Here is a 14,861-nt window from a genome sequence, read left to right as displayed (position 1 = left end):
AAAATGAAATGTCGTTTAACATTTTTCATTTGGATTTTTTTTGCTGTAACTCTTCATGCTCAAGAAATTCAAATTTTAGAACAAGAATCAAGACAACCCATACCTGGAGTTACTATATACAACCATTCTAAAACCAAATCGACCATCTCAAATTTCGATGGTAAAGCTTCATTAGATCTTTTTTCAGAATCCGAAGCTATCTATTTTGAGCATTTACTTCATATAAAAATCAAAACAACGAAGTCTTCTATACTAGAAAACAATCATATTGTTTTATTAGAAGTAAAAATTGAAGGGCTTGACGAAGTGGTTATTTCGGCTTCAAAATTTGAACAAAGCAAAAGAGATATCCCTCAAAAAATAATTAGTATTGATGCTAAAAAAATTCAACTTGTAAACCCACAAACAAGTGCCGATTTGTTAGAAAGTACCGGAAATGTCTACATCCAGAAAAGTCAACTTGGTGGAGGAAGCCCTATGATTAGAGGCTTTTCAACAAACAGGCTATTAATAAATGTAGATGGTGTTAGAATGAATAATGCTATTTTTAGAAGTGGAAACCTTCAAAACGTCATTTCAATAGATCCATTTACTATTCAAAATACAGAAATTACTTTAGGAGCTGGTTCTGTAGTTTATGGCAGCGATGCTATAGGTGGTGTTATGAGTTTCTATACAAAAAAACCTCAATTGTCTTATTCTAAAAAAACCTATTTTAAAGCTAATACGGTTGCTAGATATGCGACTGCTAATAATGAAAAAACTGCGCATTTGGATTTAAATTTCGGTTTAAGAAAATGGGCATTCTTAAGTAGTGTAAGCTATTCAGATTTTGATGATTTACGTATGGGGAGTCATGGTCCAAACGATTATTTAAGACCAGAATATGTGGTGACAAAAAATGGTCAGGATCAAATAGTCTCAAATTCTAATCCTAAAATTCAAATACCTACAGGCTACAATCAGATTAACCTTTTACAAAGAGTACGGTTTGAGCCACAGGAGAATTTAAGCTTCGATTTAGGCTTGTTTTATACCACAACTTCAGACTATTCAAGATACGATAGACTTATTAGATATCGAGGTGATGAGCTGCGTTCTGCCGAATGGTATTATGGTCCTCAACAATGGTTTATGTCCAATTTTCAAATGACTAAATTAAGCAGTCGTTCGAATTTATACGATAAAGTACAAACCACAATAGCCTTTCAAAATTTTAAGGAAAGTAGAAACGATAGAGACTATCAATCGACCCTAAAAGACATTAAAAAAGAAGCTGTAAATGCGTTTTCATTTAATGCCGATTTTGAAAAATTATTATCCCCTAAAACAGAATTATTTTATGGAGCTGAATACATTTATAATAAGGTATCATCTACTGGAGAAGCTCTAAACATTGAAACTAACGAAACAACAGCTACTGTTTCAAGATATCCAAATGGTTCTAATTGGCAATCTCTAGCTGCTTATACTAATTTGAAATTTAAGCCTAGCGAAAATTTCATACTTCAAACTGGTTTACGATATAATCATGTTTTTATACAAGCCAATTTTACCGAAAACAACCAATATCTTCATTTACCTTTTAATAAAACTCATTTAAATTTTGGAGCCTTAACAGGATCTGCAGGAATTAGTTGGTTACCTAACGATATCATTCAGTGGAAATTAAATCTATCAACTGCTTTTAGAGCACCAAACATTGACGATATTGGTAAAGTATTTGATTCGGAGCCAGGTTCGGTTGTCGTGCCTAATCCAGATTTAAAAGCAGAATATGCTTATGGTGCAGAATTGGGATTAACTTTAAATTTTGATAATGTTTTACTAATCGATTTAGCAACTTACTATACGTATTTAGAAAATGCTTTAGTAAGAAAAGATTATCATTTAAATGGTGAAACTGAAATTATTTACAATGATGAATTAAGTAACGTGCAAGCCATTCAAAATGCCTCTAAGGCGGATATTTATGGCTTTGAGGTTGGCATGAGATTAAACCTTTCAAAACAATTTAGATTAACTTCTCAATACAATGTTACTGGTGGAACAGAAGAAGATACACAAGGGGCTGAAGTACCTGTAAGACACGTAGCTCCTAATTTTGGAAACACACATTTTATATGGCAAAACGAACGATTTTTAATAGATGCTTTTGCAGAATACAACAGTGAATTGTCTTTTTATCAATTAGCGCCTTCAGAGCAAGGCAAAGATTATATGTATGCTCTGGATAATAATGGTAATCCATATGCACCTTCCTGGTACACCTTGAATTTACGAACTCAATACCAAATAACAGAGTCTGCAACTATTACAGCTAGTTTAGAAAATATTTCAGACCAAGGTTATAAAACCTATTCGTCTGGGATAGCTTCTCCAGGAAGAAACTTAATTATCTCCTTAATTTATAGTTTGTAAAATTTTATATCTTAAAATAAAAAAGCCACTTTAGATAAACTGTAGTGGCCTTTTTATGGTGTTACTTTTTACTTTCGTTTGACAGCTTTTTTACTAATAACTTGTCCATTAGATAAGGTTATTTTAGCAACATAAGTCGCTTGACTTAAATTTGAAAGATTATACGTTTCTGAAGAACTGTTTCCTTTTAAGTTGTAAATAGTTCTTCCTAACATATCAATTATCTCTACAGATTTTATCTCAAATTGACTTGGAACTGTAAATTGAACATCGCCATTTTGAAGTTCTATAATACTCACATTACTTCCTGAAAGTTCTTCTTCATTAATTGAAAGGAACGAGTCTCTAAAGACTATTTCAAAACGGTCGTTAAATTCTCCAACTTCAGAAGTGAAAGAATATGGAGCTTCGCTTAAATTATGAATAAAGCCAAGTTCGTTATCTTTTAAATAAATGAATTGATTATCCGTTTCAAACAAGCCATCTATAAATGCAATGGCTATATGGTAATCTCCTTGTGCTACAATATTCACTCCTAACGGAACAACATCTGTATCATTAAATGGCAAAGCACGGCCTTGTATAACAAATGGAGTTTCATCTATTAATGTATATAATTGTTGTTCAGAAGTAACAGAGGTAATAGCATCGTACAGTCTGTCTCTTTCCATGGTAGCATCTTCAATATAACCCACTAATATTCTATTGGTTCCTTGAGTTTCTGAGACTAAATCCAACCAAATTCTATGTCTTTCAACAGACGCATTCTCTGATTGTGTTGTTCTATAAAATTGTGAGTTATCATATGCCTTATTTCTCATGCTATTATTAAATTCAATTTGATGGCTATTTAAAGGAGAAGTATCCGATAGATTTACCATAAAACTCTGTCCAGCAGCAATAGATATATTCCCTGGCGCATTTCCTGCTCCTGTTTTATTGTACGAAATGTAATCTGTTGCCGTATAATTAGACCCAAAATTATCATAATAAGGAGATGTAACAGATGTAGAAGGATTATCTCCATGGGTCCAAAAGTTAACAAAACCATCTAAAACAGCATTAGCTGGATGATCTAAAAAGGCAAACACATCAACTGCCGAAGGATATGGGTTTCCAACCAAATTCCATTGGTCGTCTTCTCCAGTGAGGTTACCTCTTTGAACCGTTACTGGAACAACGCCATTAAACGGAGTACCATTATTGAATGTGGCTGTATAATTAGCAGCTGTATCTGTATAAGTGTCTGGTCCTCTAACAATATAACCCACACCTTCTTGCATAGTTTCGCCAGCAGCTGGCACCCAATTCCCTAAAGTCCCATTGGTATTGCTATATACTGGATCCCATTTATAAATACGGTTTGTTGGAGATCCAGGAGAGATGCTATTCACGTTATAACTACTTATTGGGGATGACCAATACACATAATCTAATCTTTTAATATTCGCATCACGAAGCATGCTAATGTTTCCAGTGTTTACACTTCCGTCATTTACTTGAACTAAACTTCCAGAATCAAGGATGTCAAAGGTAGCACTTGCATTAACATTCACGCTCTCGTCTACCGTAATCGCTTCGTTTTCGTCAACTAATAACCTACTTGAATTAACATGTAAATCTTCACCAACAAAAACATCTGTAGTATGTCCTAATGTTTTAGTGCCTGTACCAGAAATAGTTAGATTCGCATAATAATCGTTTGTTGGCAGCGCATTTGTAGTAAGCGCTGTTATTATTTGATCTGCTCCAGTATACTCAATATTTGAGCCATCATACAAAGTAATTGTGGGGTTATTATTGTTGTGCAAAGCAGTATTTGTTCCCCCAGAAAAACCAGCGATATTAGATTGTTTAAATGTTCCTGTTGGAGTTACAGTAAACGAACCACCTGCTTGGAATTGTAAAAATGAATTTGCTCCAGTACCTGGCACATTTGTTCCTACGTTAGAGCCAGAAACAACTATGTTTGCATATGATGGAACAGGTCCTGTTAGTCTGATATTCTGTAACCCTCCAATATTATTATTAAATTCAATAGTTGTATTTGCTCCTAAAGAATAGGTTCCTGGACTAGCAGCGTCAGGTTTAGTGCTACTGGCACCTGCCATTATAAACCTAGATTGATCTGCCATAATTAAATTGGTTCCTGGGCCACCTAAAGACCAATTTTTTATATCTACAATGGCATCTTCAAAAATGGTAATATTGTTTGAAACATTAGTTCCACTGCTTATACCTTTATAGGTTGGAATTCCAGGAGGTAAAGGAGGCAATTCTGCTAAAGTATTCGAACCACTAAATGATAAATTCACGTAATTTGGCACTCCAGATAAAATTTGAGTGTTATCTAGTCCTGTACCATTTAAATGAACTATTCCTCCGGTGAGGGAGTAATTACTATAGCCACCTAGCCCTGGGTTTCCTATTGTACTACCCAATCGAGGTAAAAAATCTGCTAAAGGATCTGCAGTAATAGTACTTATTCGGTATTCTCCATCTGTCATAACCAATCTTCCACTACCATAAAAATCTCCAGAATTTGAGCCAATAACAGTCCCTTGTTGAATTTCTAATTTTCCACCTAAAGGATCCAATGTAATATCATCGGAAATTCCAATATCATTCGTAAGACTTAAAGTAGTTGTATTATCTAACAAATTTACATATACTAATTTTTCTGTTGAACCAGTAGTCAAAGCGTTTCCAGTAACCTGGTTTTCTTTACCAACATAATAAAATGTAGCCGTTTGGTTAAAGGTTCTTCCAGAAGGTAGTGTTTGCACATTCCCCGTATAACCTGATTGGTTTATACCATTAGGAGATGTTATTATTAAGGTGCTACCTTGTTCTGAACTGAATACTGAGCCTGTATTACTTCCAGCAATCGTAAGGTTTAAAGCTGTAACACCATTAAAACCAAAATCTAAAGTTCCATTATCTTCAACTGTAAATACAGAATTTGTTCCTAACCGTACATCTTGATTAATAAATTGAACATATGCTGAAGGTTTAACAAAAAAGCGTAGTCTCATAAAATCATTAGAATTATGAACTACTGCATCTATAGTTTGAATGCTACCATCTCCATTAAAATTAAAGGAATCATTGGTGTAGCCAGAGCTATTAGAGTTTGTTAAGTATGCCCCAGATACTAATGTTAGATTACCTTTAAGATTAATAACTGAAGTTGCAGCTCCAGCACTAGTTTTTGTCATATAAAAGAATCCATCATTTATAATTAAATTACCGTCAACATTTAAGGTTGCAGTGTCTGAAGTATGTGCATGTAGACTAAATTCATTATTGTTATTTTTAATAAAATTATTTTTAACAGTTAAAGAACTTGTCCCAGCTCCAGATTGAAATTGTACATTATCGTCTCCTGAAATCGTCATATTATTACCAATGGTAACATTTACACTACCTCCAAAAATTAAATTAATGTTTTCTCCACTATTATTTGATACTTCAAAATCGCCATGTGTTAAATTATAAGTTCCTATTGGTAATACATCATTCCAATTATTATTTAAGGAAGTAAAGGTTAGATATAGATTTCCAAATAACCCATTATAACCAGAAAATGTAAATGGAGATATTTCATTAGATTGAAACAAATGTTCATCGTTATTCTCATCCCAATCTGTAACCTCGAAATATGATTCTTCATGAAATATTTCTGTTCCTGTCCAAGCGTTTGGAATATAGCTATTGATAAAAACAAAAGCCTCATTTTCTACTTCCCACGTAGAAGTTGCAGCTCTTAAAAACTCAAAAGAACTACTTGATATATCTATTTCAGCACCTGTCCGAATTCTTAAAGAAGCATTTGCTTCTAAATCAAAAACACCACCAAGATCAAAAATTCCAGAAATTAAATTGAAGGTTTTTCCAGGGTTTATTGTAACACCAGGTGTGCTACTATAAGAACCTATTACTGTATTTTGAGAAGGCAAATCAACTATAATATTGTTATAAGCGTCACCACCAGCAATATCTATGTAACTACCACTTATTACATAAATTCTATCTGGTTTTGTTGCTAAATTTTCAGGTGCATTTAAAGATCCTGATACGTGAGGAACATCTTGCCAAGCACTTCCATTCCAAACTTGCCAAGGTAAAACGCCGCCTGAAGCACTTGTTGAATTAAAAAATATGGCATTTGTAAAAGCTGGGTTTGTCCGGTAATCACCATTAGATAAAGGTAAATTGGTGATATGAAATGGTGATGAGATATCATCATTATCAAAAGTCAGGCCTGTTGTTGTAGCTGTTAATGTTATTGGACCTTGTACTGAATTAAACTGCACATTGGAAATAGACAAAACACCATTTGTAAGTGCATAAGGGTTTGATGCTGTCATTCCAGTTCCAGACGTTGTAAGCGTCACTGAATTAGACGTATCTAAATCTATAAGTCCATGAACATCTTCTGCTTGAACTGTAAACGTATTTAAATTTGTGTTTATGTTTTGATCTGTTGGTTGTATATTAAAACGTAGCCTATCTGCCGTCACATTTAAACGGTTTCTGTTGTTGCTTCCTGTATCAGTTTCTGCGCCACTAGCATCTGCTGCTGCAAAAGACGAACCACTAGCATCTGCTGTAGCCGACGTTACTTTAAATACTAGTTTTGTATTATCAATTACTTGTGTTTCATCTAATGAGACACGCAAGTGTAAGTTCTTAATATCATTATCATCAGCTGTAACAGAAGTGCCACTCATACCTGAAAAAACCAATTCATTACCTACTTTAGTAGCTGTCGCTATTACAGCTCCTCCAGTTCCAGTAAGGATAGCCGTTTTTATCATGTTAAGCTGATTGCTACTAGATAAATCTTCAACGGAAAATCTAATATCTGTTAAAATTGTCCCTAAAGCATCCGTATCTGAACCATTACCATCACGTATTTGAAACTTCATAGGAATAAATTTACCAGTAGCTGTTGCTGAACCATCTATAAAATTAATGTACTCAATATTACTATTAAATTCAGGTGTGGTTGTACTGTAATTGGTGTTGTCTACAATAGTTGATAGGTTACTATTTGTTCCATTACCAACAATATTAATAACATATGGATTTTCATCGTCATCATTATTCGCAATACTTATCGTACCAGAAAAACCTCCTAACGCATTTGGCGAAAATCGCACTGTAAATGTTGAAGTTCCAGAAGGACTAGGAACAGTTGCTAAGCTTAATCCCGTTTGTAAACTAAATCCTGTACCCGAAATAACAGGAGCACTTAATGTTAAATCAGCATCACCTGTGTTTTCAATTGTAAATTGAATGTCTGTATCTGTACCTATTAAATGGTTTCCAAAATCATAAGTATCACTGCCTGCTGCTACTGTAGTTGTTGCGTAGCTTGTTGCTCCTTGTTTTAAATCAATTTCTGGTGATGGGGTTGGTGTACCGCAAAAAACACTAACATCATCAATATAGTGAGATCTATTGTCGGCCGAACGATAAATTCTTAACTCAACATTTGTTAAAGCAGTTAGACTACTTAAATCTGCAGTAAATAAAGAATAACTTGTGGAAGTAGCAGTATGTTCTACAATATCAACCCATGATATACCATTATAGTATTGTATTTTTACACTATTTGTTGAAGAAGGAGAACTACTCAATCTAGCATAATATTGTAGAGATGTTGGATTATCTATGTCTGGTAATTGTATCCAATCTCCTACATCATTCATTCCAGCTTTATTTGATCCAGAATTAGCGTCACCTCCATTGAAATAAGAGCCAGTATTAGACCAACCAGCAGGTTGCCCAGATTCAAAACTCTCTTCACCCAAACAAGGCCCAACATAAACATCCCATTGCGCATATAAAGTTATATCGGCAGAAAAATCATATGAAGCTCCATCTGCATATGTTGTACCACTACCATTTGCAGCTGTATTCCAACTATTGAAAGTAAAGCCTGTATATGTATATGTATTGTTAGTTAGGTTTGCAGAAGTACAATCTATTTGCGATGTCATTGTACCTGTACCGCCATTACTATCAAAAGTTACTGTATTACCTGTGGATGTCCACTGTGCATATAATGTTGTACTTGCTGTAATTGTAAAAGTGTTTCCTGCACTATAAGAAGTACCGCTAACTCCATCAGCAGTAGTATGCCAGTTGTTGAATGTACTACATGTATTGGTTAATGAGCCTGTGTTACCTAAAACGGTAACCGTATCTCCAGACGTATATGGATTATTCCCATCGGTTGGCACAGATCCACCTGTGTTGCCATTACCATCGTAAGTAACTGTTGGGCCAGTTGGGACTGAATTATCAGTAAGTGTATAATCATCAACGTAAACAATTTCCGCTCCATCAAAACCTGCCATATCATAAAATCGTAATCCAAATTCTGCACTTGTAGATGAAGCAGTAAAAGGAATTGTTATTTCCTGCCAACTACCCGTAATATTTCCATCAGAATAAACTTCATAATTGTCATTTACATAAAGACGCGCTCGCATACCTCCTTCTGTATGTCGAACCCAAACAGAGGCAGTATAATTATGTCCAATGATAAGAGAAACTGTTTGTCTGAAATCAGTGCTGCCTTGTGTGCCTGTTGTAACATTTATACTTGCTGAAGAACTTCCTCCATGAATAATCGTTGTTTCTTCAGAAGTAGTGATGCCGCTATCTATCGTTGTCCAACCATCTGGTGTAGAACCTGTCCATGATTCTAAATCACCATTAATTATCTGCGCAAAACCAGACAAAACAAAGCACAAAAAAGCCGCTAATACGAGGGAGTATTTTTTAATCATAAGGGAAAATATTTTTAACGCCTGACAAAACAAGCAGACAAATATAACACAAATTATAGATAATTCCATGTGTTACAATCTGTTAGTTGTTAACATATTGTTACTATCTTGTAGCCATGAAATCGATTAAAACTTACACGGTTGAAGAAGCCAAACGGCGACTTGAAAACTACTGCGCCTACCAAGAACGCTGCCATAAGGAAGTGGTTAAGAAACTTCAAGGCATGCGTATGATTCCAGAAGCTATAGATGTGGTTGTGGTGCATTTGTTGGAACACGATTTTTTAAACGAAACGCGTTTTGCAAAAACTTATGTTCGTGGCAAGTTTCGAGTCAAGAAATGGGGGAAAAGACGTTTGGAATTGGAATTAAAAAAACGAGAGATTAGCCGTTTTAACAGACTAGAAGCTTTTAAAGAGATTTCAGAGGCCGACTATTTAAGCACCTTTCATGCCTTAGCTGAAAAAAAGGCTGAAAGCATTAGAGAAACCAACCCTTTAAAAAAGAAGAAAAAACTAGCAGATTATTTACTTTACAGAGGCTGGGAAAGTCATTTAGTGTACGACAAAGTACATGAGCTTATAAAATAAAAACGCACCTAATTGGTGCGTTTTTATTAAGAGGTATTAGATTAGGTCTTATAAACGATTGGTCATTTTTTTAGTGACAATCGTCTCGTCTTCTAAGATTAATTTTGCCACATAAGTGGTTTTACTTAATGCTGGTAAATTGTAAGTTTTCGATTTTTCAAACCCTTCTAAAGAATAAATTTTACGTCCTTGAATATCGTAAATGCCAACTGTTTTTACCGGTTTTGAATTTGTTGATTTAAATGTAAACTCATTGTTACCAAGGGCTATAATAGTGATATTATTTTCTAAAGTATCCGTATTTACAGACAAGGTACTTGCTTGAAAAACAAGTTCAAAACGGTCCTCAAATTTCCCTACCGGAGAGGTAAAAACATAATCTGAATTTGTAAGATTATGGGTTAGATTTTGATAATTGTCTTTTAAATATATGGTATTTGTATTTAAAAACTCTCCTTCAAACTGCGCAACAGTAAATGTATATAAGGTAGCCTCGTTTATAGATGTGAAAAAACCAATTGGAATGACTTCTTCCAAGTTTAAACTGCTTTCAGCTTTTCCTTGAATAGCAAATATTTTTTCGTCCACATTGTCTATAAGAGTATAAATAATAGCTGCTGAATCTGAAGATAAATTTCTAGGTGTATCATAAGAAAGCCCATCATATCCATTTGTTGCGCCATCTAAATAGGCAACTAGTACTTGATTAAATACGCCATTATCCGAGGTTAAACTTAACCACAGTTTATTGGCTATGTTTCCAGTTCTAAAAAACTGAGAATTACTTGTATTGTCTGCAATACGCATACTATTATTAAATACCACGTCATCGTTTGTAAAACCTTGAACAAAGAACCCTTGTCCAGATGGAATCGATCTATTTGGAATAACTGTTCTTCCTCCTGCTAATTCCCCACTGAAATAATTGATAATTGCATAATCGTCGCTATTAAAATTATAAACTTCATTACCATTGTTTTCAGCATCAGGCAAAGAAGCATGAGACCATAAATAAATAGACCCAGCTACTACCGAGCTGTTTACTGCAAAAAAAGCGTCTATATCAATAGCGCAAGGATACGGATTGCCAATAAAATTCCAATCGCTATCGCCATTATCGCCATTGTAATAAATAGGTGCTGCAATAGTTCCAGTATTAAATGGGCCATCAAAATTATAATTATAAGCGGTTCCAGATTCAAAACCAGAAGGAGACTGGGTGGCAGCATAACCAACTCCTGGAAGTAAAACATCAGCTCCATTTAAATTTGTCCAATCGTCTCCATTATCATCAACATCATCATGGCCAGGAACATATTCATTTCCATTATCGGTTTCCATTAAAACATCTAAATAATTCTGGGCATTAAACCAATATTTTCTGTTAGAATTCACAAAGGCCTGACTTGCAGTTGTACCACTTACTGGAGAGCTCCAGTACGTATAATCAAACCAATTGGCCAATGTAGATGTTGTTTTTTTAACTGTTGAAGACCCTCCAGGGTTTACAGTAAATGTGCCAGAATCTTCCTCTTGAACAAAAGCCCCTTGTGTTTCTACAATTATTTGACCATCTAGTGATACATCTGTTTTAACCTTTACAAAGGTGTTATTATTTACAGTTAGCGTTTTTCCAGCATCGATATTCAAACTCCATGCTGATAAATCTCCATCCGTTAGGGTTGAAAAATCATCTGAAAGTCTTACTATCGTTTCGATATAAGGGGTACCGTGACTCCAGGAAGTTCCATCCCAAACGGTTTCATTTCTTAATACTCGACCATCTACATCAATATTTTCATCGATTTCTAAACTAAATAATTGTTTAAGGTCTGCTGGATCTGGAGCGAAAATATGTATTGTTCCTGAGTGTTCTTCAACAGTCAATCCTCCCTTCAATCTAATATAGACGTCCACAGGGCCTAAGTCGATAATGGTATTAGGAATAATCAACGTGTTGGTAAAGTTGGTATTAGGGTCTAATGACACTTCGAATTCTGCAGAGGCCGTTATAGTATATGGCCTAAGAAGTGCAAGTAAATCAATAATTTGAAACGACTGAACATCTGAAGGCCCTGAGCCATCAACATATTCAAAACCTGAGATGTTTAGGGGGTAAGAATCAAATTCTAACTTGTTTTTTTCATGTGTCTGATTAACAGGCTCTTTCGTGCTAAAACCAAAAAGCACAAAACATAAAGCGCTAACAATTAGCGTGTTGGGTAGTTTTGTTTTCATAAGTAGGTTATTAAATTTGGGAATTCAATTAACTACAATATAGAAAACTAGATTCCTAATTATTATGAAATGCATAGTTTTTCGATGAAATACAAATGAAAAGTTATTTTTATTTTAGAGAACTATTAAGACTCTAATTCTATAGTAAAGAATATGAGCTTATTACATAAAAAAAGCCTTTCAAAAACATGAAAGGCTTTTTTATTTTAATTATTAATCTGCTTGATTATAAATTAAACACAGCTCCTAAATTAACAGAAAACTGATTATTAATTTCTTGTGCAGGTGTTAAATTGTCTTTATATTTTGCTATAGGAAATTGCGCTTCTGTATACAACCCAAATCCAGTGGTGAAAAAATAACGAGCCCCAAGGTGACCTCCAAAGTTCTTCAAACTAAAATCTAAGCCTGGATACAAATCGAAATTTTCGTCAATGTTTATAACATTTCCAATATTAGCATTAAAACGTGCTTTTAAGTCAAAACGGTCATCGAAACCTGCTTTCTTAACAATTGTATTTCCAAATGGATCTTTTACACCATCTTGAAGTTCGTTAGAAATCCCCAATGCGTAACTAGAACTCACCCCAATAGAGATGTTTTCCCCTAATCCATAATCATAACTCATGTTAATTCCTGTTGCATGCGATTGAAAGTTAGCACCAACTTGAAATTTCTGGTCACCTTTACCACTAAAGGCTTGTCCGTTTACTAAGTACGCTGTAAGCATACATGTAACCATCATTATTCTTTTTATCATTTTTTTTAAATTTTATGCAAAGATAGGATTAAGTAATCAAATTATTGGTCGTTTTTTTAATAGCTCTCTCATTCTTCCAATCAATCCATTTTTGTCCTTGTATGCGTCTCATTGCATTATCAAAATGTCTCATGATTAAAAGATTATAAACGGCTTTGCTTAAATGAATTGGATTTTTAGGAATGGCTCTCAGGCTTAACGAGAAACCTGTTGTTTTATATTTCATATAATGCCAATAACCTTCAGGCATATATAACATATCTCCATGATTTAACTGTGTTTTAAAGCCTTTTGCCTGTTTTAATGCTGGCCATTTTACAACATCTGGATTAGAAAAATCAATATCCTCACGTGTTATTAAAGCATGTGGGATTTTATACAAATACTTACTTTGGTTTTGGTCGAAAAGAATCACTTCTTTTTCACCTTCAAAATGAAAATGAAAAATATTTGCTAAATCAATGTCGTAATGCATAAAGGTATAAGAGTCTTTACCTCCAAAAAACAACATGGGTAATTTTTTTAAAAGTTTTAAACCCAAATCTGGATACTTATAATCGTTTTGAAGTTCTGGAACTTCCTTTAGAATATTCCAAAGAAAAATACGGTATTTTGTAGAACCGTTTTGAAGCAAGTGGATATAGTCTTTTAAAGGCATTTCTGCATGAGCCTCGTTAAAGCCATCGCTATAAGAAACAGGTCTGTCGTCGTAAAGTGAAACCATCTTTTCTCCTGCAATCTCTTTAAAATAGTCTAAAGTCCATTTGGAAAAAGCTGGCCAATCTTCAATAAATTGTTCAACAACCACAGGCTTTTGTGGTTTATAGTAGTGTTTTATAAAATCTTGTTTAGAGATTGATTTAACACGTGGAATATCCTGAAGATTTAATTTCAACATCTAATATTTAAGAGGTTAAAAATAGTTAAGCGTCACCTATTTCAAGGTTTTAGCTTTTTCTTTGGCAGCTTCGTTTCGTTCAATTTTATGTTCTGGTCTGGTCCATCTAGGCTTTTCTCCTAAAGCCTGATATTCAGATTCTGATGCTTCTACTGTTTGTGGTTGTACTTTTTTGGTGAAAGGTTTTTGAGGATTCATCCCTAACAATTCAAACATTTTCATGTCTTCGTTGACATCTGGATTTGGTGTCGTTAATAATTTATCGCCTGCAAAAATTGAATTTGCTCCTGCAAAAAAGCACATGGCTTGACCTTCGCGACTCATTTGTGTTCTTCCTGCACTTAAACGAACTTGAGTTTCAGGCATCACGATTCTGGTAGTTGCAACCATACGAATCATGTCCCAAATTTCAACAGGTTTTTCGTCTTCTAAAGGCGTGCCTTCAACAGCAACCAACGCATTAATTGGTGTCGATTCTGGCTGAGGATTTAAGGTAGATAAAGCCACTAACATGCCTGCTCTGTCTGACACATTTTCACCCATGCCAATAATGCCTCCAGAACAAACTGTGACATTGGTTTTACGCACATTGTCAATCGTGTCTAATCTGTCTTGGTATCCACGAGTTGAAATCACTTCTTTATAATATTCTTCTGATGAATCTAAGTTATGATTGTATGCATAAAGACCAGCTTCAGCTAAACGTTTCGCTTGATTTTCGGTTACCATTCCTAAGGTACAACACACTTCCATATCCAGTTTATTAATGGTTCTAACCATTTCTAAAACCTGATCGAATTCTTCGCCGTCTTTCACATTTCTCCAGGCTGCTCCCATACAAACGCGAGAACTTCCAGTTTCTTTGGCACGTAAAGCTTGTGCCTTTACTTGATGTACTGTCATTAAATCGTTGCCTTCCACATTGGTATGATATCGGGCTGCTTGAGGACAGTAGCCACAATCTTCCGAACAACCTCCAGTTTTTATTGAAAGTAAGGTAGACACCTGAACCACATTAGGATCGTGATGTAACCTATGAATGGTTGCTGCCTCGTAAAGCAACTCCATCATGGGTTTGTTATAGATTTCTAAAATTTGTTCTTTGGTCCAATTGTGTCTTATTTCACTCATGCTTTTGGTTTCAAGTAAGG

7 protein-coding genes are annotated in these 14,861 nt (G+C 34.6%); 2 read left to right on the top strand and 5 right to left on the bottom strand.

What is annotated here, in order from left to right:
* Positions 1 to 3 precede the first annotated feature (3 nt).
* Positions 4 to 2,421, top strand: coding sequence for a TonB-dependent receptor domain-containing protein (locus ACI5KZ_RS06645; RefSeq protein WP_406847271.1), 2,418 nt, complete (start codon positions 4 to 6; stop codon positions 2,419 to 2,421).
* Between the two features lie 68 nt (positions 2,422 to 2,489).
* Here the strand turns inward: ACI5KZ_RS06645 and ACI5KZ_RS06640 are convergent, their stop codons facing one another.
* Entirely contained in the window at positions 2,490 to 9,224 is a 6,735-nt protein-coding gene (locus ACI5KZ_RS06640) for a choice-of-anchor D domain-containing protein (protein WP_406847270.1), read from the bottom strand.
* A gap of 116 nt (positions 9,225 to 9,340) precedes the next feature.
* Between ACI5KZ_RS06640 and ACI5KZ_RS06635 the strand changes: the two genes are divergently transcribed.
* Entirely contained in the window at positions 9,341 to 9,814 is a 474-nt protein-coding gene (locus tag ACI5KZ_RS06635) for a regulatory protein RecX (protein ID WP_406847269.1), read from the top strand.
* A gap of 48 nt (positions 9,815 to 9,862) precedes the next feature.
* Here ACI5KZ_RS06635 and ACI5KZ_RS06630 read toward each other — a convergent pair whose 3' ends face one another.
* From ACI5KZ_RS06630 to bioB, 4 genes are all read right to left on the bottom strand, one after another.
* Positions 9,863 to 12,052: a T9SS type A sorting domain-containing protein gene (locus tag ACI5KZ_RS06630; protein ID WP_406847268.1), complete on the bottom strand. Its 2,190-nt coding sequence runs from the start codon at positions 12,050 to 12,052 to the stop codon at positions 9,863 to 9,865.
* Positions 12,053 to 12,278: 226 nt separating this feature from the next.
* On the bottom strand, positions 12,279 to 12,812 hold the full coding sequence (locus tag ACI5KZ_RS06625) for a DUF6646 family protein (protein ID WP_109308200.1): 534 nt from the start codon (positions 12,810 to 12,812) through the stop codon (positions 12,279 to 12,281).
* Between the two features lie 28 nt (positions 12,813 to 12,840).
* Entirely contained in the window at positions 12,841 to 13,710 is an 870-nt protein-coding gene (locus ACI5KZ_RS06620) for a cupin-like domain-containing protein (protein ID WP_109308199.1), read from the bottom strand.
* Positions 13,711 to 13,746: 36 nt separating this feature from the next.
* Positions 13,747 to 14,841, bottom strand: a complete 1,095-nt coding sequence (bioB, locus tag ACI5KZ_RS06615) for a biotin synthase BioB (protein WP_109308198.1) — start codon at positions 14,839 to 14,841, stop codon at positions 13,747 to 13,749.
* Positions 14,842 to 14,861: the final 20 nt, after the last annotated feature.

Origin of the sequence: Xanthomarina sp. GH4-25 (assembly GCF_045363175.1) — a bacterium.
Taxonomy (GTDB): domain Bacteria; phylum Bacteroidota; class Bacteroidia; order Flavobacteriales; family Flavobacteriaceae; genus Xanthomarina.
Note: the sequence above shows the minus strand (reverse complement) of the source record. Positions and strands in the feature narration are given on the sequence as shown.